Source organism: Microbacterium sp., from assembly GCF_051860965.1.
GTDB lineage: Bacteria > Actinomycetota > Actinomycetes > Actinomycetales > Microbacteriaceae > Microbacterium.
Genome location: NZ_JBIMKU010000001.1, coordinates 702,475 through 724,328, shown reverse-complemented (window position 1 = coordinate 724,328; position 21,854 = coordinate 702,475). Strand labels below are relative to the sequence as shown.

Below are 21,854 nucleotides of genomic sequence, written 5' to 3'. Positions count from 1 at the left end.
GCTGACCGGCGCCGCTGAGCTCGGCCGGGGCGGGCTCAGCCGGCGTCGGCGAAGCGATCGGTCGCGAGCCTCAGAGCCGCGGCGATACCGGGCTCCGTCGCCGAGTGCGAGGCATCGGGAATCACGACCAGCTCTGCTGCGGGCCATGCCCGGTGCAGATCCCACGCCGTCATGATCGGCGTGCAGACGTCGTAGCGACCCTGCACGATCACGGCGGGGATGTCGCGGAGTCTCGGGGCGTCCTCGATGAGCTGGCCCTCGCGGAACCAGCCGCCGTGCAGGAAGTAGTGGTTCTCGATGCGCGCGAACGCCGTCGCCGCGGCCGGTTCGGTCATCTCGGCGACGAGTTCCGGATCGGGGCGCAGCGTGAGGGTGGATGCCTCCCACTTCGACCACGCGACGCCGGCGGGCAGGTGCACGGCCGGATCGGGATCGGTCAGCCGGCGGTGGTACGCCTCGATGAGTCGCGACCGCTCGAGCACGGGGATCGGAGCGATGAACTCCTCCCACAGATCGGGGAAGATCGCCGATGCGCCGCCTTCGTAGAACCACTCGAGCTCGTGACGGCGCAGCGTGAAGATGCCGCGCAGCACGAGCTCTGTCACGACGTCGGGATGAGCCTGCGCGTACGCGAGCGCGAGGGCGCTTCCCCACGATCCACCGAACACCTGCCAGCGGTCGATCCCGAGGTTGCGGCGCAGCAGCTCCATGTCGGCCACGAGATGCCAGGTCGTGTTGAAGCGCAGATCCGCGTGCGGATCGCTCGCGTGCGGCGTGGACTTGCCGCATCCGCGCTGATCGAACAGCACGATCCGATAGCGCTCCGGATCGAAGAAGCGGCGCTGCCACGGCGACGTGCCGGCGCCCGGGCCGCCGTGCAGGAACACGACCGGCTTGCCGTCGGGATTGCCCGACTGCTCCCAGTGGACGCGATTGCCGTCGCCCACGATGAGCTCGCCCGTCTCGTACGGCTCGAGGGGTGGGTAGAGGATGCCGTCGAGTGCGTCGCTCACAGGCTGCTCCCCGAGACGGCGAACGTGTCGCACGCCTGGTAGCCGTCGCGGTATCCCGTCGAGAACCAGCGCTGACGCTGTTCGCTGGATCCGTGGGTCCAGGTCTCGGGGTTCACTCCCTGCCCTGCCGCCTGCTGGATGTGGTCGTCGCCGACGGTCTGCGCGGCATCCAGGGCATCCCGGATCTCGACCTCGGTCGGCGCCTTCAGGAACGGGACGCCGTTCTCGTCCACCTGCTCCGTCATCGAGCCGACCCACGCGCCCGCGAAGCAGTCGGCCTGCAGCTCGGTGCGCACGCCGTTGCTGTCGGGTCCCGTGCCGTTGTTCGGATAGCGCTGCATGATCCCGGCGATGTTCTGGATGTGGTGCCCATATTCGTGCGCGAGCACGTAGATCTGCGCGAGCGGGCCCGCCGTCGCGCCGAACTGCTGACGCAGCAGGGCGAAGAAGGTCGGATCGACGTACACCGTCTCTTCGGGCGGGCAGTAGAACGGACCCGTCTGATTCGACGCCGTTCCGCACTGCGTCGGTGTCGAGCCGTCGACGATGACGAGGTTCGGCTCGCGGTAGTCCTGCACGTTGTCTGCCCAGTACTGGTCGGCCTCCGGGATGCCGCCGCCGAGCAGTCCGGAGAGGTCGCCGCCCGTGAACAGGCTGAAGAGCAGGATGACGAGCCCGCCGATCCCGGCGATGCCGCCGCCCACCAGGCCGGCGCCCGGCCCCCGACGCGTCGCTCGGTTGCCTCCGACGCGGGCGTTGTCGTTGAAGGTCATGCCTCACGGTACCGCGAGGCCGCCACGCCTGCCGGGAAATCGGGTGCTCGCTAGGCTCCTTGACATGCAGCGATCCACGACCATCACGATCACCGGCGCCGGTGGGCAGATCGGCTACGCACTGCTGTTCCGGATCGCGGCGGGCGACATGCTCGGCGCCGACCGGCCGGTGCGTCTGCGTCTGCTCGAGATCCCCCAAGGTGTGCGTGCGGCGGAGGGCGCCGCGCTCGAGCTGCAGGACTGCGCGTTCCCCCTGCTCGAGAGCGTCGACGTCACGGTGAGCGCCGACGAGGCCTTCGACGGCGCCGAGATCGGGATGCTGGTGGGCGCGCGTCCGCGCGGGCCGGGCATGGAGAGGGCGGACCTGCTCGCCGCCAACGCCGGCATCTTCGGTCCGCAGGGTGCCGCGATCGCGGCGGGTGCGGCATCCGGATTCCGCGCCGTCGTCGTCGGCAACCCCGCCAACACCAACGCACTGATCGCGGCGTCGGCCGCCGATGGCGTGCCCGCGGATCGCTTCACGGCGCTCACGCGGCTCGACCACAACAGGGCGGTCGGGCAGCTCGTCGAGGTGCTGGGCGTCGGTGCCGACGAGATCGCCGACGTCATCATCTGGGGCAACCATTCCGCGACCCAGTTCCCCGACGTGGCGCACGCGCACCTTGCGGATGGCACGACCGTGTCCGCCGCGCTGGCAGATCGCCTGGGCGGAACGGAGGCGGCGATCGCGTGGCTCGACGACGTGTTCATCCCGCGCGTCGCGAAGCGCGGAGCCGAGATCATCGAGGTGCGCGGCTCGTCGTCGGTCGCGTCGGCGGCGAACGCCGCGATCGAGCACGTGCGCGACGAGCAGCTGGGCACGCACCGCGGCTGGACGTCGGCGGCGCTCGTCTCACGCGGCGAGTACGGCGTGCCCGAGGGGATCGTGTGCTCGTTCCCGGTGGTCTCCCGTGGCGACGGCGCGGGATACCGCGTCATCGAGGACCTCGCGTTCGACGCACGCGGGCGCGCACTGTTCGATGCATCCGTCGCCGAACTCGTCGCCGAACGCGACGCCGTCCGAGCCCTCGGCGTGCTGTGACCGAGGTCGTCGACCCGCTCGTCCTGATCATCATCGGGGTGGTGGTCATCGCCGTCGCGACGGCGGTCGGGCCGAAGCTGAACATCGCGGGGCCGCTCATCCTGGTGCTGCTCGGCCTCGGTGTCAGCCTGCTTCCGTTCGTCCACGTTCCGGAGATCGACCCCGACATCATCCTGGTCGGAGTTCTTCCCCCGCTCCTGTACTCGGCCGCGGTCTCCCTCCCCGCGATCGAGTTCCGACGCGACTTCGGCCCCATCGCGGGGCTCTCGGTGCTGCTCGTGCTGCTCAGCTCCGTCGCGCTCGCCTTCTTCTTCTCGGCCGTCATCGGCATCCCGTTCCTGCTCGCCCTCGCGCTCGGCGCCATCCTGAGCCCCACAGACGCCGTCGCGACGTCGATCGTCAAGCGCCTGGGGATCTCGAGACGGGTCGTGACGATGCTCGAGGGCGAGAGCCTGCTCAACGACGCGACCGCGCTCGTCATCCTCCGCGTCTCGATCGCGGCGCTCGCGGTGGGGTCGATCTCACCGGGGCAGTTCGTCGGCTCCTTCCTCTGGGGCGTGCTCATCGCGACGGTCGTCGGCGCCGTGATCGGCTACCTCAACCTGCGCCTGCGCGCGTTGATCCGGCACTCCGCAGCGAACACCGCCATCGGCTTCGTGGTGCCCTTCGCCGCGTACCTGCCGACCGAGCATCTGGGCGGTTCGGGGCTCGTCGCCGCGGTGGTGGCGGGCATCGTCACGGGTCAGGGGTCGGTGCGCTGGTTCACGCCCGAGCAGCGCCTGTCGGACGAACTCAACTGGCGCACCGTCGAGCTCGTGCTCGAGGGCGCGGTCTTCCTGGTCATGGGCCTCGAGCTGAAGGCCATCCTCGACCAGAACCTCAACCGCGACGGCGGAGCGGGCTTCGGTGTCGCGCTCGCGATCGCGGCACTGGGCATCATCCTGATCGTCCGCGCCGGATGGGTGTCGATCCTCGTCTGGCTGCAGTCGAGACGCGCCCGCGGGAGGCAGCGGAACAGGCTCGAGCAGTTCGGCACAAGACTCGACGATCTCGCCGACGCCCCACCCGGCGGACGCGGCGGACGAGGGATGCAGGTGAACCCCGCCCATCAGGAGAGACGCATCGCATCCGCCCGGCGCCGCCTCACCCGCGCGCTCGCCGACCTGGACTACTACCAGGGCCGGCCGCTGGGCTGGAAGCACGGCACGATCATCGTCTGGGCCGGCATGCGCGGCGTCGTGACGCTCGCCGCCGCGCAGACCCTTCCCCGCGGGGACGAGACGCCCGAGCGGGCGCTCCTCATCTTCATCGCGTTCCTCGTCGCGGTGGGGAGCCTGATCATCCAGGGCTTCTCGCTGCCGTGGCTGGTGCGGATGCTGCGACTCGACGAAGGCGACGACGAAGGCGTCGACAGGGCGGACCAGCAGCGCATCGACGACGAGCTGCGCGAAGCGGCGGGCGCGGCGCTGTCTGCGCCCGGGCTCGTGCGCCGTGACGGCTCCGCATTCCCCGACGGCTTCGCCGCGCGTGTCGGCGCACGGTTCACCGAGCCGCCCGACGACGAGACCACGGCGCTCGCGCGCGACATGCTCGAGCTGCGCCTCGCCATGATCGAAGCGATGCGGGGGCGACTGCTCGAGCTGTCGTCGGGCGGCGCCTACTCGACGGCGGCGCTGCGCCACGCGCTGGCCGAGCTCGACGCCGACGAGATCAGCCTGCAGCTGCGGCTCGACGAGAAGGACGACTGACCGCGGTATCGCGATGTCGTCGCGACGGGTCAGAATAGACGCGACGAAGGGTGCGGTCTTGAGCGAGTCGACGAGGATGGATGCCGCGGTCACGCACGCCCACGACGGCTCATCCGGCGCCGACACGAGTCCCATCCACCTGCCGCACGCGGCGGCCGAGTGCCCCAAGTGCTTCACCGAGCTGCAGGCCGATCGCGACTGGTGGCTCGCCCGGCCCGCCGGCTCGCGGCTCGTCGGGCTCGTGGTCTCGCGCGACGACATGCCGTCGGTCACCGAGCAGCGCAACGAGCTCACGCGTTTCGGCGTGCCGATCGACGGGTTCCGGCATCCCGCTCCCGAGACCCTGGAGTCGTGGGAGGAGCGCCTGGTGCGCCTCTTCGGCCGACTCGGGCGGGGCGACGTGCTGGTCGTGACGAACGTGCACGCCCTCGGCCGGAACATCGAGGAGGAGACGCGCACGGTCGCCGAGCTCCACCGGCGAGGGGTCGTGGTCAAGGTGCTCAGCCACGGCGGGCGCCACCTCTTCGACACCGGCCGCTGACCGCTCGTCGCGTCGAGCGAGCGGTGCGGGGCGAGAAGACTCAGCCGGCCACGTAGGCCTTGAGGTGCTGCGCTGTCAGGGTCTTGCCTTCCGCGATGAGATCCGCCGGCGTTCCCTCGAAGACGACCGTGCCGCCGTCGCGCCCGGCCCCCGGCCCGATGTCGATGATCCAGTCCGCGTGCGCCATGACGGCCTGGTGATGCTCGATCACGATGACCGAATTGCCGGCCTCGACGAGGCGGTCGAGCATCCCGAGCATGTTGTCGACGTCGGCGAGGTGCAGACCCGTCGTCGGCTCGTCGAGCACGTAGATCGCGCCCTTTTTGGCCATCGAGATCGCGAGCTTGAGCCGCTGGCGCTCGCCGCCCGAGAGCGTGTTGAGCGCCTGACCGAGCGTGATGTAGCCGAGTCCGACATCGATCATGCGCAGGAGGATCGCGTGCGCAGGCCCTTTCCCGAGGAACTCGGCCGCTTCGGACGCCGACATCGCGAGCACTTCGGCGATGTTCTTGCCCTCGAGCAGGTACTCGAGCACCGCGTCACTGAACCCCGAGCCGCCGCAGAGTTCGCACAGCGTCTCGACGGTCTGGGTGAACCCGAGTGTCGTGATGATGACGCCGAGTCCGCGGCAGGCGGGGCATGCACCCTCGGAGTTCGCGCTGAACAGGGCGGGCTTCACGCCGTTCGCCTTCGCGAACGCGGTGCGGATCGTGTCGAGGATGCCCGTGTACGTCGCAGGGCTCGATCGCCGGTTGCCCTTGATGGGCGCCTGATCCACGACCACGACATCGTCGAATCCGGGCACGTTGCCGTGGATGAGGGACGACTTGCCCGAGCCGGCGACGCCCGTGATCACCGTGAGGATGCCGAGCGGGATGTCGACGTCGACGTCCTTGAGGTTGTGCTGCGTCGCGCCCCGGATCTCGAGCGCCGCCTTCCGCTCGCGCGTCGAGGGCTTGAGCTGGGCCCTGTCGTCGAGGTGGCGACCCGTGATGGTCCCCGAGGCGCGCAGACCCGCGACGTCCCCCGTGTACTGGATCTCGCCGCCTGCGCGACCCGCGCCCGGACCGAGGTCGACGATGTGGTCGGCGATCTCGATGACCTCGGGCTTGTGCTCGACGACGAGCACGGTGTTCCCCTTGTCGCGCAGCAGCTGCAGGAGCTCGTTCATGCGCTGGATGTCGTGAGGGTGCAGGCCCGCCGTCGGCTCGTCGAAGACGTAGGAGATGTCGGTGAGCGCCGACCCGAGGTGCCGGATCATCTTGGTGCGCTGCGATTCGCCGCCCGACAGGGTGCCCGACGCACGGTCGAGCGAGAGGTAGCCGAGGCCGATGTTCACGAACGAATCGATCGTGTGGCGCAGCCCGGCCATGAGCGGTGCGACCGACGGGTCGTCGATCGTCGCGAGCCACTCCGCGAGATCCGTGATCTGCATCGCGGCGGCATCCGCGATGTTGACGCCGCCGATCTTGGACGATCGCGCTCCCTCGTTGAGCCGAGAGCCACCGCATTCCGGACACGGCATGAACTTCACGGCGCGGTCGACGAACGCGCGGATGTGGGGTTGCAGTCCATCGCGGTCCTTCGTCAGGAAGGACTTCGTGATCTTCGGCACAAGACCCTCGTAGGTCATGTTGATGCCCTGGATCTTGACCTTCGTCGGCTCCTTGTAGAGGAAGTCCGCCCGTTCCTGCTCGGTGTAGTCCTGGATCGGCTTTCCGGCGTCGACGAAGCCCGACTCGGTGAAGGCGCGCACCATCCAGCCGTCGACGCTGTACCCAGGGATCGTGAGGGCGCCGTCGGCGAGCGACTTCGTCTTGTCGTAGAGCTCGTCGAGGTCGACGTCGCTCACTTCGCCGAGACCCTCGCACTTCGGGCACATGCCGCCGGTGACCTCGAACGAGCGGCGCTCCTTGACCGTCTCGCCCCCCTTCTCGAACGTCACCGCCCCCGCGCCGGACACGGACGGGATGTTGAACGAGAACGCCTGCGGCGACCCGACGTGCGGCTGGCCGAGACGGCTGAACAGGATGCGCAGCATGGCGTGCGCATCGGTCGCCGTGCCGACGGTCGAGCGCGAGTTGGCGCCCATCCGCTCTTGGTCGACGATGATCGCCGGACTCACGTTCTCGAGCGCATCGACCTCGGGGCGATTGAGCTGGCCCATGAACTGCTGCACGAAGGTCGGGTAGGTCTCGTTGATGAGGCGCTGCGATTCGTTCGCGATCGTTCCGAAGACGAGAGAGGACTTGCCCGAGCCGCTCACCCCCGTGAAGACCGTCAGCCGGCGCTTGGGGATGTCGACGTCGACGTTCTTCAGATTGTTCTCACGGGCTCCGACGACGCGGATGACTTCGTGGGAGTCGGCGATGTGCTTCTCGGTCACAGGGGGCCTCTCGTTCGGAACGACGCTTCATTCTGCCGCCCATCGAGGACATCCTGCTTCCTGAATACTGCTCGCCTGCGTGTGGCGCCCCCATTTCGTCCGGGGCGGGATGCTTCGCGCCCCGAACGGCGCGAGTCTCCCCGTTTCGGCCCCGGCCAGGCGCTACGCGGCGTCGGCGGCGCGGTCGGGCTCGATCGCGAAGTTGTCGCGGAACACGCCTGCGGGATCGACCTCCGCCTTGATCGCACGAAGGCGCGCGAGTGTCGCAGGTGGGAACGCCTCGGCGATCCTCTCGGGGCGCAGCGTGCTGTCGAAGCTCAGGTACATGCCGCGCGAGTGCTCGGCGATGGATGCCCAGGCTCGGTCGAGTCGCGCCGGATCGGCGCCCAGCGCGGCGACCGAGAAGTTGGCCGACCGGTTCGCGTAGGCCGTGGCATCCTCCGCGACGTCCGCCACCGCGCCCCCGACGGCGCGAAGCTGGAAGAAGTAGGCGGCACCGTCGTCGAGCATGCGGGCGGCCGTCTGCGCGAACTCGGGGGTGACGTGCTCGACGAGTCCCGACCGGGAGTAGGGCTCGCCCGACCCGTGCTGCGCACCGAGGTCGGCGTTCGCCATCACCTGCGCATAGGTCGCGAGCTGGACCGACTGCTGCACGAGAGGGCCGAGCTCGGCGAACGGCTGCAGTCGCGCGATGATCGTGTCGGGGTCGGGCGAGTCGACCACGCCGTACAGCTGTGCGACCTGCGGCTGGCCGGGACGCCGGCCGCCCATCAGGAGGAACAGCGTCACGTCGCGCGGTGAGGCCTCGAGCACTCGTCCGTACCCTTCGAGGAACTCCGCGACGTCGTCGACCTGGAACGCGAGCTGCACCCAGCCGACCTCGCCGACCGGCGAGGCCTCGAACTCGAACGACGTCACGACGCCGATGTTCGCACCCGCGCCGCGGATCGCCCAGAACAGCTCGGGGCGGGTCGAGGCATCCGTCCGCACGATCGAGCCGTCGGCGAGGACCACCTCGGCCGCCCGCAGGCGATCGATCGTGAGGCCGTGTTCGCGCGCGAGGAAGCCGATACCGCCCGCCGTCGCGAGTCCTCCGACTCCGACGCCGCCGTAGTCGCCGGACGAGATCGCCCAGCCGTGCTCGCCCAGGGCTGCGGCGACCTGCATCCAGCGCGCACCCGCGCCGATCCGCACCAGCCGTGCGCCCTCGTCGAGCACCTCGATCCCGTCGAGTCTGCGCAGATCGATCACGATGCCGCCGTCGTTCGTCGATCGGCCGGAGATGCCGTGGCCGCCACTGCGGATCGCGAGCGGGAGTGCGGGATGCCGACGCGCGTACGCGATCGCGTCGGCGACCTGCTCGGCCGAGTCGGGCTGCAGCACGATCCCCGGTCGACCGCCGCGCATGTACGTCGCACGGACGTCGCCGTAGCCGAAGTCGCCCGGCTCGATGGCCGCGACGCCCACAGGCACGTCGTCGTACGCGATGCCCTCGCGCCGCGCGGCGAGCGATGTCGCCGCGCGGACGGGCGAGGCATCCGTCCCCCGCTCACCGCGCTCGCGCGCGACGACCTCGCGCACCGCCGGCGCGATGTCCTCGCCGAACGTCTGCAGCAGGCCCGGGTCGTCGCCCGCGAGGATGAAGGTGCCGATCCCGTCGTCGAGGGCGAGACGCACGAGGTGCTCGACGAATTCGGCCGGATCGCTCGACAGCACACCGATGTTCAGCAGTCGCCGGATCTCACGCGGGTCGCGGCCGACGCTCGCGGCGGCCTCGTCGATCGTCGTGTTGCCACGGCCGAGATCTCCCGGCTGCATGTAGCCGAGGGACGGAAGCCACCCGTCGCCCTTGCGCCCCGTGAGGGCCAGCATGCGCGGCTTGTAGGCGCCGATGTGGATCGGGATGCCGTGGGCGGGTCGCGGTCCGCGCTTCGCGCCGTGCACGCGGTGGTAGGTGCCGTCGGTGAAGACCCCGCGCCGCTCGTCGGTGTCCCACAGCTCGCGGATGACGTCGATCGCCTCTTCCAGCGCCGTGACCGACTGGCCTGCCGTCAGGCGTCCGCCGCCCATCGCCTCGATCGCGTCCCAGAAGCCGCCGGCTCCGAGACCGAGGTCGAATCGTCCCCCCGAGAGGAGATCGAGACTCGCGGCCGCACGGGCGACGACCGCGGGCGGACGCAGGGGCACGTTGAGCACGTTCGGCGCGATCCGGATGCGGTCGGTGCGTGCGGCGACGTACGACATGAGCGTCCAGGTGTCGAGGAAAGACGGCTGGTACGGGTGGTCCTGGAACGTCACGAGGTCGAGGCCGGATGCCTCGGCCGCCTGGCTGAGCAGCACCGGGTTCTGCGGGTTCGCCGCGGCGGGAGTGATGAACGCACCGAACTCGAGGGAGTGGCCGTAGTCCATGAGGGTCCTTTCAGAGAGCCGCGACAGCGGCCGGCGCGGGGCGGAGGCCCGCGAAGAGGATGTCGAGAAGCAGCTCCCGGTCGTCGGGAGAACCGAGGCGCACGGCGTGTTCGACGCCGCACACGAGGCGCTGCAGCTGCGGTGGGGTCAGGTCTTCGCGCACGACGCCGTCGCGTTGAGCGCGCGCGAGCACGGCGGCGTACCCGTCGAACACCCGACCGCGTGCCGCGGTGCACTCGGTGTGGATCGCGGGGTCGACCTGCTCGAGGTCGGTGAGGACGGCTTCGAGTCCGGCGTCGGCGAGCTGCAGCGCGACGGCCTCGCAGACGAAGCCGCGCAGTGCCGCCTCAGCATCCGGCTCCTGGGCGGCGGTCGCCGCGGCGGCCACGAGCCGCGCGAGCGCATCGGCGCTCAGCGCCTCGACGAGGGCGCGCACGGTCGGGAAATGCCGGTACACGGTGCCGATCCCGACACCCGCTTCCCGAGCGATGTCGTTGAGGCGCAGGGCGCGCGCGTCGTGCGTGCGTGCGACGTCGAGGATGCGCTCGCGGCTGCGCACGGCGTCGGCTCGGGGGCTCATGCTCCCAGGCTACACCCTAAACGGATGATCTATCCGTTTAGGGGATCACTCCGCGCGCCAGCATCCGGCGACGTGGTCGTCGACCATGCCCGACGACTGCATCAGCGCGTACGTCGTCGTGGACCCCACGAAGCGGAATCCGCGCTTCTTGAGCGCCTTGCTCATGGCGTCGGACTCGGCCGTGGTCGCCGTGACGTCGGCGAAGGATGCCGGACGCGGCCACGACGGGGGCGCGAACGACCACAGGAAGGCATCGAGCTCGCCGTCCGCCATCTCGAGCACGAGCCGCGCGTTCGAGATCGTGGCGAGGATCTTCGCCCGGTTGCGGATGATGCCGGCATCCATCATCAATCGCTCGACGTCGTCGTCGCCGAACTCCGCCACGATCGCGGGGTCGAATCCGTGGAAGACCTCTCGGAAGTGCGGGCGCTTGCGCAGGATCGTGATCCACGAGAGTCCTGCCTGGAACCCCTCGAGCGACATCTTCTCGAACAGGGGTCGGTCGCCGTGCAGAGGTCGCCCCCACTCCTCGTCGTGGTAGCGGCGGTACTCGGTGTCGTCGCCGACCCACGCGCAGCGTGCGATGCCGTCGGGGCCGATGCGCGTACTCGTCATGGCGCCAACATTACGGCTGGCAACGGACAGAAGAAGGCTCGGTGAACAAGGCCGGATCGCCTCGGCGTGCCACCAGATGCGCCCATAGCGTCGAAGACGGATGCCTCGCGGCATCCATCCGTTATCTCTCTCGAAACTGGGGAAACACACACATGCGATCTGCACACAAGCTCGGTCTCGTCGCCGGCGTCGCCGGGGCCTTGGTCCTCGCGCCGCTGCCGGCGCTCGCCGCCGAGGACGACTCCGACGCGACGGGGACGCTCACCGTCACGCGCTTCGACGACCGCTACGCCGACGGCCTCTTCGACCCGTCGAACACGAACGCCGCGGGATACTCCGACGCGAAGAACGACTCCGCCCCGCGCGTGCTGGGCGCCGACGGCGTCTGGTACCACGCGAGCCCGAACGCCGACGGCGACGTCGTCTTCGAGAACCTGCCTGTCGGCGAGGCGCAGGTGCACTTCCTGTACCCGAACAGCCCCGGCGGCGAGGTCTTCTTCGACGCGACGGGCGCGACCTCGGCCGCCGACATCGAGCAGCTCCCCGTCGGCAGCTTCCTCGGCTCGCAGAGCGGCTACGCCACGGTCGACATCGACGCCGACGGCGAGTTCCTGCTCGTGGGCATGACTGCCCTGCGCCTCGTGACCAAGGTCCAGCTCGCCGACGGCACCCCCGTCGAGGACCTCGCCTCGGTCGAGCTGGGTTCGCGCGGCACGTGGAACCCCGCGACCGAGTACGACTTCGCGGGCGGGTACGGCACCTACGAGGCCTTCTCGAGCTACGGCTACGTGCGTCACCTGCCCGGCGATCTCAGCGTGCGCCTCGCCCCGCCCGCGGGCTACCGCGTCGCCTCGGTCACGGCGCAGAACTACGAGGGCGGCCCGTCGATCCCCGTGACGAAGCAGGGCGATTCGTGGTCGTTCGCCTCGACCGAGGTGCAGGACTACTTCTGGAACCCGTTCTTCACCGTCACACTCGAGGAGGCACCCGACACCGTCAAGCCCGTCGCGACCCTCGTCTCGCCGACGACCGCCGGACCGTTCCAGTCGCTCAGTCTGCAGGTGGATGCGACCGATGACCGCGGACTCGACCGCGTCGTGGCGAACATCTACAAGGACGGCAAGCTCGTGAAGTCGACGCAGACCGCCGCGAACGGCGCCTCGTCGGCGACGCACACGGCGACCGTCTCGCTGCCGGACGGCGCGTACACGGTGAAGTACAACGCGAGCGACCTCGCAGGCAACATCGCGCAGACCGGCACCTTCGCGTTCTCGATCGACAAGACCGCCCCGACCATCACGGTCAAGGACGGCGCGTCGTACACGAACGGTGCGGGCGGGATCTACGGCCTCGTCAGCTTCAAGCTCCACGACGCGGGCAAGATCGACAGGATCACGCTGAACGGCAAGGTCAAGGACCTCACCGACAACGCGTGGTCCGACCTCAACTTCGTCAAGCCCGGCGTCTTCGGCGCGGTCGAGGGCGCCAACACCCTCGTCGCGTACGACGTCGCGGGCAACACGACGACGCTGCAGTTCGCGCTCGACGCGACCGGTCCGACCGTCACGGTCAAGGGCGGTTCGACCCTCTCCGCGCAGAGCTTCAAGCTCTACGACGCGAACAAGGTCGACAAGGTCACCATCAACGGGGTCGTGAAGGACCTCTCGAACAACGTGTGGTCCGACGTCAACGGGGTCAAGAACGGCGTGTTCGGGGCGGTCTCCGGTGCCAACACGCTCGTCGCCTACGACGTGTTCGGCAACACGACCACGGTCGCGTTCACGCTCGACTGACCGTCGGCGCGTTCGAGGAGCGCTTCCCGCCCTGAGCGGGGAGCGCTCCTTCGCGCGCCCGCAGCGCCTCCTCGAGGTCGGGATGCCGGAACGTGAAACCCGCCGCGGTCAGGCGCTCGGGCAGCACCCACCGGCTCTTCAGCACGAGCTCCGGCTCGGTGCGCAGCGCCCACATGGCGGGCTCCAGCATCCATCGCCGCGCCGGCAGGCCGAAAGGCGCACGGACGACGCGGCGGAGCGTGCGCATGAGCGTCGCGTTGTCGGAGGGATGCGGGCTCGCGAGGTTCACGACGCCGTCGATGTCGTCTCGTTCGATGAGGAAGCGGATCGCACCGAGGACGTCGTCGATGTGGATCCAGCTGAATCGCTGTCGCCCCCGGGTGTCGTGATGGGGTGCGCGGCCGTCGCCTGTCGGGTGCTCGCCGATCCCGCGGTAGCGACGGTGCTGCGGCCACCAGCCGTCGACCTGCGGGCCGCCGAGACCGAGCCGAGCGAGACGCGCGAGCATCATCGTCGCGGGCCCGTCGCCGAGCACGATCGCCATGCGCAGCGCGACACGACGCGTGCCGGGCAGATCGCCGGCGAAGAGGGCGCGCTCCCACGACCGCGCCACATCGACCGAGAAGCCGGCACCGAGCTCGCCGTTCGCTTCGGTGTTCGGGCGGTCCATCGCGTGACGGTAGATCGTCGCGGTGCTCGCGTTGAGCCACACCCTCGGAGGCGAGACAGCGGACTCGACGGCGTGGTGGAGCGCGCGCGTCGTCTCGACGCGCGATCGCAGTATCTCGTCGCGGTTGGCGTCGGTGTAGCGGCAGTTCACGGACTTGCCCGCGAGGTTGATCAGCACATCGGCGCCGTCCACTGCTGCGCGGGCGTCCGACCAGGTCACCGGACCGCGACGGCCGATCGCGACGACCTCGTGCCCGCCGGCGGTGAACTCCGCCACGAGCTGACGGCCGATGAATCCGGATGCCCCGGCGATGACGATGCGCATGTCTCCTCTTTCTGAACGTGTTCAGAATACGCTACGCTCGCCGCTATGACGACCCCGTCGCGTTCCGAGTCGGTGTACCAGCTCGTTCTCGGGGAGGGCTTCGCGGCCATCGACCCCGGACTGCGCCCCTACTTCGCTTCCGCTCCCGAGGGCACGGGGCGGGGGGCGGGGACGTTCGTCACCGCCGGATCGCGTCTGCGCATTCTCCGCCCGGCCTTCGCGTGGCTTGCTCGACGACAGATCCTCTTCCCCGAGTTCGGTCGCGACGTGCCGTTCACCGTGGTCAACGAGCAGCACGCAGACGGGTCCCTGAGTGGCATCCGCACCCTCCACTTCGCGGGCGGGGATCGCGTGCTCGCGGACTCGATGACGGTGGATGACGGCCGCCTCATCGACCGCATCGGAATCGGGGGTCGTCTCGAAGTCGCGCTCGACGTCGACGTCGCGGATGGATGCGTCCGCCTGCGCTCGACGTCGCTCGCGCTCCGCATCGGCGGCCGACGGCTGCCTTTGCCACACGTCGTACGGGTCACGGTCGACGAGAGCTTCTCCGATGGACGCCAGCACGTCGACGTGCGACTGCGTTCACCGCTCGTCGGCGAGGTGTTCCGCTATGCCGGCTCGTTCTCCTACTCGGTGCGGAGGAGGTCGCGCCGGGACGACGTGCGCTGCGAGCAGCCTTCGATCACGCCTTCTTCTTGAGCGACTTCTCCGAGACAGGGGCCTCGCCCGACGCCTTGAGCGCGGCGTAGTAGTCGCGGGCCTCGTTCTGGCGCTCGAGCTCCGCGCCCGACGCGATGGGCGCGCGCACGTGCTCGGGTGCGAAGCCATAGGCGTCGACGAGGTCCTGTGCGTGGGGACGCAGCCGCAGGGACAGGCGATCGATGTAGCGCGAGACGGATGCCGCGCGCTGCGCCGACAGGCGGCCGTTGATGAGGTACCAGGCGAGGTGCTTCTCGATGAGGTGCAGACCGAAGAGGTCGCGCAGCCACGTCATCACCTGGGCGGTGCCCTCGTCGGTCACCCGGGCGAGGCCGTCGGAGAACGCCTCCCACTGCAGCAGCTCGCCGTGCGCGCGCGCGGCTTCGATGAGCTCGGACTGGTGCGCGTTGAAGAGCGCCGCGGCTTCGGACGGGGACAGCTTGGATGCCGGGCGCAGCGCGGTCGCGACATCCGACACCATCTGCTGCACGCGGCCCGCGAGCAGCTCGTGCTGCTGCTCGGCGCGCAGACCGAGCTCGACCGATCGCGCGGTGGAGCCGAAGTCGGCGACCGACTGGCCGAACTGGCGGAGTCCTGCGCCGTGGAACAGCTTGCCGGCCGTCTGGCCGACGGCGAACTTCGCGAGGGTCGCGGCATCCGCACCCTTGAACTGCTTCGCGAAGTCCGACAGCAGGCGCTTGCCGACGAGCTGCAGGAGGATGTTGTTGTCGCCCTCGAACGTCACGTAGACGTCGAGGTCCTGGTGAAGGCCCACCAGGCGGTTCTCGGCGAGGAAGCCGGAGCCACCGCACGCCTCGCGCGCCTCCTGGATCGTGCTCAGTGCGTTCCAGGTCGACAGCGGCTTGAGGGCCGCGGCGAGGGTCTCGAGGTCCTCGCGGTTCTCGGAGGTGTCGTCGCGGCCGCTGAACACGGCGTCGAACTTGCGCAGCAGCTCGTCGTTGGAGAAGAACTGCGCGTAGTTCTGCGCGAGGAGCGGCATCAGACGACGCTGGTGCTTGCCGTAGTCGAGCAGCACGACCTCGTCGCTGCCTGCGCCCGAGTCGAACTGGCGGCGCTGACCCGCGTATGTGAGCGCGATGTAGAGGGCGAGTGCCGTGCCGGTCGTCGCGGCGCCGTCGAGTGAGACCCGACCCTGCACGAGCGCACCGAGCATCGTGAAGAATCGACGACCGGGGCTCGGGATGTCGCTCGTGTACGTGCCGTCCTCGGCGACCTGGCCGTAGCGGTCGAGCAGGTTGAAGAGCGGCACGCGCACCTGGTCGAAGTGCAGCCGGCCGTTGTCGATGCCGTTGAGCCCGCCCTTGACGCCGTCGTCCTCGCCGCCGATCCCGGGGAGGAAGTCGCCCTCGTCGTCACGGAGCGGCACGTAGAAGCAGTGCACGCCGTAGTTGACGCCGCCCGTGATGAGCTGCGCGAAGACCGTCGCCGCCTTGCCGTGCAGGGCCGCGTTGCCGAGGTAGTCCTTCCAGGCCCCGCGGAAGGGGGTGTGGATGACGAACTCCTTCGTCGCGGGGTCGTAGGTCGCCGTCGTGCCGATGGCCGCGACATCCGATCCGTGGCCCGTCTCGGTCATCGCGAACGCACCGGGGATCGACAGGTCGATGATGCCCTCGAGCCACGCGTCGTGATGCTTCTTCGTGCCCAGCTGGAACACCGCCGAGCCGAAGAGACCCCACTGCACGCCCGACTTGATCTGCAGGCTCGGGTCGGCGAGCACGAGTTCCATGAACCCCGCGAGGTTCGCGCCGTTGTCGTTCAGACCGCCGTACTCCTCGGGCATCGCACGGCGCGAGCCGCCGTGCTGGACGAGCAGGTGGAGCTGAGTGAGCACGCGCTCGCGGTGCTCGTCCATCGGCATGCCCTCGACGCGCCAGAACGCGGGGTCCTTGATCATCTCGCGCGCTTCGCGGCGCGTGTCGCCCCACGTGCCCAGCAGGAGGTCGGTGACGGCGTCGACGTCGATGCGGGGCTCGGATGCCTCGGCAGCGGTGTGCGGCGCGGTCGGGGCACCGCCGACGGGCGTGCGCTTGCTCGTAGCGGGCTTCTTGGATCGGACGGCGGCGTCGGCCATTGCTGCACCTCTCGGAGTGGTGGGAAGACTCCTTCCACGGTAGAACCTCCACAACCCGTTACCAACGCGCCTAGAGGACTCCTACAACGTCGTCGAGCGACGTGCCGAGGGTCGGTTGTGCGAGGTCTTACAGCGCGAGTCCGTGGCCGAAGCGGAAGAGCGGATCCTCGGTGTCGAAGGGCACGTCGGGACGGGATGCCTCGACCGTCGCCATGCTGCGCGGGATGTCGAACGGCAGCTTCCCCCGCGCCTCGGCGGCCCCGGTCAGAACGTCGAGCAGGGCATCGGGGCTGACGCCCCAGTTCGCGACGACCGCCGCGACGGAGTCGACGATCGGGCCGAGGATCGCCGGGCGATCGAGGAAGACGTCGACGACCGTCGGCACCTGGGCCGCGATCTCGGCGACATGCGCGAGCGTCTCGGCCGGGAAGTCGAGCGACCCCGCGTGGAAGAAGTTCTCGAACATCGTCGCCCGCTGCTCGTACGGCGCCTGCAGGCGCAGGATCGCGGCATCCGCCTCGCCCGGCGTCGCGACGACCTCGCCGTAGGCCGCGACCGCCTCGGGGGCGATCCCCTCCACGTAGAGCTTCACCCTGTCGCCGAGCGGCAGCACGCCATCGTTCGAGAGCACCGCGATCGATGCGCGCTGCGCGGCGTCGCCCGCGGCGCGGAACTCGGCCGAGCCCACGATCGCGTCGGCCGCATCGGCATCCACGAACGCGTTCTCGAAGAGGCCGAGTTCGAACTTCTCCCGGAGCAGGCGTCGGGCCGAGACGTCCAGGCGCTCTTCGGGAACGGCGCCTGTCTCGACCAGGCCGATGAGCAGCTCCGTGCACTTCTCGCCGCCGAACTGGTCGGCGCCGGCATCCAGGATCTTCACGATCCGCTCTTCGGGAGTGAGGTGCTCGACGCCCCACGCCCGTGCGGGGAACGGCTGGCCCATGATCTCGGAGTCGGTGACGAGCCCCCAGTCGGTGCACACGATGCCGTCGAAGCCGAAGCGCTCGCGCAGGAGGCCGGTGAGGACGGACTTGTTGAAGCCGAAGCCGACCTCCTCGTGCTCCGTGCCGATCGGCATGCCGTAGTAGGGCATGATCTGGCGTCCGCCGGCGGCGAAGACGGCCTCGAACGGCTTCAGGTGGTGCTCGAAGTTGTCGCCGGGGTAGACCTGCTCGCGTCCGTACGCGAAGTGCGGGTCCTCGCCGTCCTTCTGCGGTCCACCGCCGGGGAAGTGCTTGGTCATCGTGCTCACCGAGCCGGCGCCGAACGATGCACCCTGGAATCCGCGCACGTACGCCGCTCCGAGCTCGCCGCTGAGGTCGGCGTCCTCGCCGAAGGTCTGCAGGGCGCGCGACCAGCGCGGTTCGGTTGCGAGGTCGACCTGCGGGTGCAGAGCGACGCGGATGCCGACGGCCGTGTACTCCTGGCGCGCGATGTCGGCGAAGCGCTCGACGAGCTCGGGCTCGCGGGTCGCCGCGAGACCGAGCGGCTCGGGCCACTGCGAGAACGGTCCGGCGAGGATCGCCGCGCCGGGGTTGTCGCTGAACGCGTGGCGCGGATCGGTCGAGATCGTGACGGGGATCCCGAGACGAGTGGATGCCGCGAGCTCCTGGAGCCTGTTGTGCCAGCGCGCCATCGCGCCGGCGGTCGGCGCGACACCGAGCAGGTTGAAGTGGCTCATCGATCGCTCGATCACGTATTCCGCGTTGGACGGCAGTCCGAAGATCGGATCGCCGTCCGACAGCTCGCCGTCGGGGCCCATCGAGATCATCGTCTGGAAGAAGAGCCCGGCCTTCTCGGCGAGGGTCATCTGCGACAGGAGGATCTCGACCCGCTCGTCGACGGAGAGGCTCGCGTCGCGGTACCGGTCGTCGATGGGTGTCGTGGCGTCGTTGCTCATGCCTCGATGATAAACCGAATGTCGCTTGGTTTTCTATTCTGGGTGCCGTGTCCGAAGGGGCGTCGACAATGAGGGCATGGACATCGCGCTGCGCCGATGGAGCGAAGAGGACCTCCCCGTGCTCGAGCGCGCGAACACCCCCGAGATGACCGCGTACCTCGGAGGCCCCGAGACGGACGAGCAGGTGCGCGAGCGCCATGCACGCTATCTGCGGCTCTGGGATTCGGGCGAGGCGCGCATGTACCGGGTCGACGTCGACGGCCTCCCCGTCGGTGGGATCGGATACTGGCAGACCTCGCACGACGGTGTCGACGCGTTCGAGACGGGGTGGCAGATCGAGCCGGCGTGGCAGGGTCGAGGCGTCGCGCGCGAGGCGCTGCGGCAGCTCATCCGGCTCGTCGCGGCGGACGGTTCGCGATCTCTGCTCGTCGCCTACCCGGGCGTCGACAATCCGGGATCGAACGCGCTGTGCCGCGGCGCCGGGTTCACTCAGGTGGGTTCCGGCACGATGCCGTGGCGCGGGGGCGAGCTCACGTTCAACTCCTGGGTGCTCGACATGTCGCCCCTCGATCTCACCGGGCGGGTGCCCGATGTCGACGAGCGATTCGCCGCCCTCGATGACAGCCGGTGGTGGCCGTTCTACAACCCGCACTGGTCGTCGCGGGCCGATGCCGCCGCGCGGTGGGCGACATCCGACCGCGGTCTGGAGCTTCGGATCGACAGCGACACGAGACCGTGGGCTCCGGCGATCGACGGCGACATCCGCGTCTCGCACGTGCAGACCGGACAGTTCTCCGGGCCGCTCGGCAGCGGTGTCGGGCAGCATCGGTTCCGTCAGGGTCTCGTCGTGAACGAGGAGCAGCCCGAGCATCGCGGCTGGCTCGTGCACGGTGGAGTGATCGAGGTGCGGATGGCGGCGATCGCCCACGCCGATGCGATGGTCGCGTTCTGGCCCATCGGGTTCGAGGAGCGCCCCGACGACTGCGGCGAGATCTGCATCGCCGAGATCTTCGGCAGCGAGGTCGATGCCGACGGCGGTCTCGTCGGCATCGGCGTCAAGCCGCAGAACGATCCGCGCCTCACGATGGATTTCGAGAAGATCCGCATCGACGGCGACCTGACCGAGATGCACGACTACGCGGTCGAGTGGATGCCGGATCGCCTGCGGTTCTTCGTCGACGGGCGGTGGGTCAAGACCGTCGTTCAGACGATCGACTACCCCGTGCAGTTCATGCTCGACGTGTACGAGTTCGCCCGGTCGGACGGCTCGCGCGACCTCTCCGCGTTGCCGCACGTGCTGCGCGTGCAGAGGATCCGGACGTTCCCTCCCCTCACGCCGCGGCGATGACTTCGAGCACCGCCTCTCCATAGGCTTCGCGCTTCTTCGCCCCGATCCCGGTGACACCGTCGAGGTCGCCGAGGCTCGCCGGTCGTGCCTCGGCGAGCGCTCGCAGGGTCGCGTCGCCGAACACGATGTACGCCGGCACCCCGAGCTCCTTCGCGACTCCCGCCCGCCATGCGCGCAGCGCCTCGAACAGCCCGCGGTCGTCTTCGCCGAGCGTCTCGGGCGCGGACGACCTGCGCAGCCGGGGCGCCTCCGCACCTCGTCCGAGCACATCGCGGCGCAGAGGCACCGCGGTCTCGCCCTTGAGCACGCCCGCGGCCGGTTCGGCGAGCGCGAGCGTTCCGTACTCGCCCTGAGCCTGGAGGATGCCGCGGGCGAGCAGCTGCCGAATGACACTCCGCCAGTCCTGGTCGCTCAGGTCGGCGCCGAGCCCATAGGTCGACAGCTTGTCGTGTCCCTGCTGACGGATGCGGTCTGTCGATGCGCCCCGCAGGATGTCGATGAGGTGGCCTGCTCCGAACGCCTGCCCGCGCTCCCGCTGAAGACGCACGATCGTCGAGAGGAGCTTCTGCGCCGGCACGAGTCCGTCCCACGTCTCGGGCGCCTCGAGACACGTGTCGCAGTTGCCGCACGGCGTCGAGTCCTCGCCGAAGTAGGCGAGGAGGTTCTGGCGGCGGCAGCCGATCGTCTCGCACAGCGCGAGCATCGCGTCGAGGTGCTGCCCGAGCCGCGTCTTGAAGGCGCGATCACCCGGCGACTGGTCGATCATGCGCCGCTGCTGCACGACGTCGCCGAGCCCGTAGACCATCCACGCGATCGACGGCTCGCCGTCGCGTCCCGCTCGACCGGTCTCCTGGTAGTAGCCCTCGACCGACTTCGGCAGGTCGATGTGCGCGACGAACCGCACATCGGGCTTGTCGATGCCCATCCCGAACGCGATGGTCGCGACCATCACCACGCCGTCCTCGCGGAGGAACCGCGACTGGTTCGCCGCGCGCACCGACGAGTCGAGACCCGCGTGGTACGGCAGCGCGTCGACGCACTGGGCGCTCAGGAACTCCGCCGTCTGCTCGACCGACTTGCGACTCAGCGCATAGACGATCCCGGCCGAGCGCTCGGGCAGCGACCGGATGAAGCCGACGAGCTGGCGGCGCGGGTCGGACTTCGCCTCGATGCGGTACTGGATGTTCGGCCGATCGAAGCTCGAGACGAAGTGCCGCGCGTTCGGCAGTCGCAGGCGCTCGGTCATCTCGCGGTGGGTCGCCGGCGTCGCGGTCGCCGTCAGCGCGAGTCGTGGCACGCCGGGGAACCGGTCGGCGAGCTCGCCGAGAGCGAGGTAGTCGGGGCGGAAGTCATGGCCCCACTGAGACACGCAGTGCGCCTCGTCGATCGCGATGACGCTGAGCTTTCCGCGCGCGAGGAAGCGCAGCGTCGCTTCGGTGTTGAGCCGCTCGGGGGCCACATAGAGCAGATCGAGCTCGCCGGCGAGGTACGCCTGTTCGACGGCGGCGCGCTCCTGCGGGGACTGCGTCGAGTTGAGGTAGGCCGCGTGCACGCCGTTGGCGATGAGCGCATCGACCTGGTCGTGCATGAGCGCGATGAGCGGGCTCACGACCAGCCCGGTACCGGGTCGTACGAGCGCGGGCACCTGGTAGCAGACGCTCTTGCCCCCGCCGGTCGGCATCAGCACGACGGCGTCGCCGCCCGCGACGACATGGTCGACGATGGACGCCTGCTCGCCGCGGAAGGCGTCGTAGCCGTACACCTCGAGCAGCACGGCGAGCGCCTCGGTGCCCGTGAAATCGCGGCGTGCTGTTCCGCTCAGCGGCGTCGCCGGCATGGCGCCCGCCGTCGTCGACCGATCGACGGGATAGGGTGCGTC

General features: G+C 69.6%; 16 protein-coding genes. 6 read left to right on the top strand and 10 right to left on the bottom strand.

All coding sequences use genetic code 11. The features are described 5' to 3' along the window. Positions 1-35: 35 nt before the first annotated feature. Positions 36-1,013 (bottom strand): prolyl aminopeptidase, encoded by a 978-nt coding sequence (pip, locus tag ACTIFV_RS03380; protein ID WP_439591338.1) that lies wholly within the window; start codon positions 1,011-1,013, stop codon positions 36-38. Beyond that, entirely contained in the window at positions 1,010-1,786 is a 777-nt protein-coding gene (ypfJ, locus tag ACTIFV_RS03375) for a KPN_02809 family neutral zinc metallopeptidase (protein ID WP_439591337.1), read from the bottom strand. The genes pip and ypfJ overlap by 4 nt, the downstream gene beginning before the upstream one ends. A 64-nt stretch (positions 1,787-1,850) precedes the next feature. Here ypfJ and ACTIFV_RS03370 point away from each other — a divergent pair, with 64 nt between their 5' ends. The 3 genes from ACTIFV_RS03370 (at position 1,851) to ACTIFV_RS03360 (ending at position 5,156) form a co-directional block, all read left to right on the top strand. Beyond that, a complete protein-coding gene (locus ACTIFV_RS03370) occupies positions 1,851-2,867 on the top strand; it encodes a malate dehydrogenase (RefSeq protein ID WP_439591336.1) in 1,017 nt (338 codons plus the stop codon). After that, positions 2,864-4,615, top strand: a complete 1,752-nt coding sequence (locus tag ACTIFV_RS03365) for a cation:proton antiporter (protein ID WP_439591335.1) — start codon at positions 2,864-2,866, stop codon at positions 4,613-4,615. The genes ACTIFV_RS03370 and ACTIFV_RS03365 overlap by 4 nt, the downstream gene beginning before the upstream one ends. A 76-nt stretch (positions 4,616-4,691) precedes the next feature. After that, positions 4,692-5,156, top strand: a complete 465-nt coding sequence (locus tag ACTIFV_RS03360; protein ID WP_439591397.1) for a recombinase family protein — start codon at positions 4,692-4,694, stop codon at positions 5,154-5,156. A 40-nt stretch (positions 5,157-5,196) separates the two neighbouring features. Here ACTIFV_RS03360 and ACTIFV_RS03355 read toward each other — a convergent pair whose 3' ends face one another. The 4 genes from ACTIFV_RS03355 to ACTIFV_RS03340 form a co-directional block, all read right to left on the bottom strand. Then, complete coding sequence (locus tag ACTIFV_RS03355) at positions 5,197-7,542, bottom strand: ATP-binding cassette domain-containing protein (RefSeq protein WP_439591334.1); 2,346 nt, start codon at positions 7,540-7,542, stop codon at positions 5,197-5,199. 162 nt (positions 7,543-7,704) lie between these two features. Beyond that, positions 7,705-9,951, bottom strand: a complete 2,247-nt coding sequence (locus ACTIFV_RS03350) for an LLM class flavin-dependent oxidoreductase (RefSeq protein WP_439591333.1) — start codon at positions 9,949-9,951, stop codon at positions 7,705-7,707. A 10-nt stretch (positions 9,952-9,961) separates the two neighbouring features. After that, the gene (locus tag ACTIFV_RS03345; protein ID WP_439591332.1) at positions 9,962-10,531 is read right to left on the bottom strand and encodes a TetR/AcrR family transcriptional regulator; all 570 of its coding nucleotides are present in this window, start codon (positions 10,529-10,531) and stop codon (positions 9,962-9,964) included. Between the two features lie 45 nt (positions 10,532-10,576). Beyond that, positions 10,577-11,146, bottom strand: a complete 570-nt coding sequence (locus tag ACTIFV_RS03340; protein WP_439591331.1) for a DNA-3-methyladenine glycosylase I — start codon at positions 11,144-11,146, stop codon at positions 10,577-10,579. A gap of 152 nt (positions 11,147-11,298) precedes the next feature. On the opposite strand from ACTIFV_RS03340, the gene ACTIFV_RS03335 reads away from it, so the two are divergent. Further along, the gene (locus tag ACTIFV_RS03335; RefSeq protein ID WP_439591330.1) at positions 11,299-12,939 is read left to right on the top strand and encodes an Ig-like domain-containing protein; all 1,641 of its coding nucleotides are present in this window, start codon (positions 11,299-11,301) and stop codon (positions 12,937-12,939) included. Here ACTIFV_RS03335 and ACTIFV_RS03330 read toward each other — a convergent pair. After that, positions 12,926-13,933, bottom strand: a complete 1,008-nt coding sequence (locus ACTIFV_RS03330) for an epimerase (RefSeq protein ID WP_439591329.1) — start codon at positions 13,931-13,933, stop codon at positions 12,926-12,928. The two genes, ACTIFV_RS03335 and ACTIFV_RS03330, sit on opposite strands and share 14 nt — an antisense overlap. A gap of 45 nt (positions 13,934-13,978) precedes the next feature. Here ACTIFV_RS03330 and ACTIFV_RS03325 point away from each other — a divergent pair, with 45 nt between their 5' ends. Beyond that, complete coding sequence (locus ACTIFV_RS03325) at positions 13,979-14,635, top strand: DUF4166 domain-containing protein (protein ID WP_439591328.1); 657 nt, start codon at positions 13,979-13,981, stop codon at positions 14,633-14,635. On the opposite strand, the gene ACTIFV_RS03320 is transcribed toward ACTIFV_RS03325, so the two are convergent. Both ACTIFV_RS03320 and ACTIFV_RS03315 read right to left on the bottom strand, forming a co-directional pair. Then, complete coding sequence (locus ACTIFV_RS03320; protein WP_439591327.1) at positions 14,619-16,727, bottom strand: acyl-CoA dehydrogenase family protein; 2,109 nt, start codon at positions 16,725-16,727, stop codon at positions 14,619-14,621. The genes ACTIFV_RS03325 and ACTIFV_RS03320 overlap by 17 nt on opposite strands. A gap of 127 nt (positions 16,728-16,854) precedes the next feature. Continuing rightward, on the bottom strand, positions 16,855-18,627 hold the full coding sequence (locus ACTIFV_RS03315; RefSeq protein WP_439591326.1) for a glycoside hydrolase family 3 protein: 1,773 nt from the start codon (positions 18,625-18,627) through the stop codon (positions 16,855-16,857). 76 nt (positions 18,628-18,703) lie between these two features. Between ACTIFV_RS03315 and ACTIFV_RS03310 the strand changes: the two genes are divergently transcribed. Further along, complete coding sequence (locus tag ACTIFV_RS03310; protein ID WP_439591325.1) at positions 18,704-19,975, top strand: GNAT family N-acetyltransferase; 1,272 nt, start codon at positions 18,704-18,706, stop codon at positions 19,973-19,975. Here ACTIFV_RS03310 and recQ read toward each other — a convergent pair. Beyond that, positions 19,959-21,812: a DNA helicase RecQ gene (gene recQ / locus ACTIFV_RS03305; RefSeq protein ID WP_439591396.1), complete on the bottom strand. Its 1,854-nt coding sequence runs from the start codon at positions 21,810-21,812 to the stop codon at positions 19,959-19,961. The two genes, ACTIFV_RS03310 and recQ, sit on opposite strands and share 17 nt — an antisense overlap. Positions 21,813-21,854 lie beyond the last annotated feature (42 nt).

Bases quoted from the DNA above. Each gene is read 5' to 3' on its own strand.
- ACTIFV_RS03360 (WP_439591397.1), top strand. From the start codon at position 4,692: ATGGATGCCGCGGTCACGCACGCCCACGACGGCTCATCCGGCGCCGAC.
- ACTIFV_RS03310 (WP_439591325.1), top strand. From the start codon at position 18,704: ATGGACATCGCGCTGCGCCGATGGAGCGAAGAGGACCTCCCCGTGCTC.
- ACTIFV_RS03340 (WP_439591331.1), bottom strand. From the start codon at position 11,146: ATGACGAGTACGCGCATCGGCCCCGACGGCATCGCACGCTGCGCGTGG.
- ACTIFV_RS03335 (WP_439591330.1), top strand. From the start codon at position 11,299: ATGCGATCTGCACACAAGCTCGGTCTCGTCGCCGGCGTCGCCGGGGCC.
- ACTIFV_RS03330 (WP_439591329.1), bottom strand. From the start codon at position 13,933: ATGCGCATCGTCATCGCCGGGGCATCCGGATTCATCGGCCGTCAGCTC.
- ACTIFV_RS03325 (WP_439591328.1), top strand. From the start codon at position 13,979: ATGACGACCCCGTCGCGTTCCGAGTCGGTGTACCAGCTCGTTCTCGGG.
- recQ (WP_439591396.1), bottom strand. From the start codon at position 21,812: ATGCCGGCGACGCCGCTGAGCGGAACAGCACGCCGCGATTTCACGGGC.
- ACTIFV_RS03350 (WP_439591333.1), bottom strand. From the start codon at position 9,951: ATGGACTACGGCCACTCCCTCGAGTTCGGTGCGTTCATCACTCCCGCC.
- ACTIFV_RS03370 (WP_439591336.1), top strand. From the start codon at position 1,851: ATGCAGCGATCCACGACCATCACGATCACCGGCGCCGGTGGGCAGATC.
- ACTIFV_RS03345 (WP_439591332.1), bottom strand. From the start codon at position 10,531: ATGAGCCCCCGAGCCGACGCCGTGCGCAGCCGCGAGCGCATCCTCGAC.
- ypfJ (WP_439591337.1), bottom strand. From the start codon at position 1,786: ATGACCTTCAACGACAACGCCCGCGTCGGAGGCAACCGAGCGACGCGT.
- ACTIFV_RS03320 (WP_439591327.1), bottom strand. From the start codon at position 16,727: ATGGCCGACGCCGCCGTCCGATCCAAGAAGCCCGCTACGAGCAAGCGC.
- ACTIFV_RS03315 (WP_439591326.1), bottom strand. From the start codon at position 18,627: ATGAGCAACGACGCCACGACACCCATCGACGACCGGTACCGCGACGCG.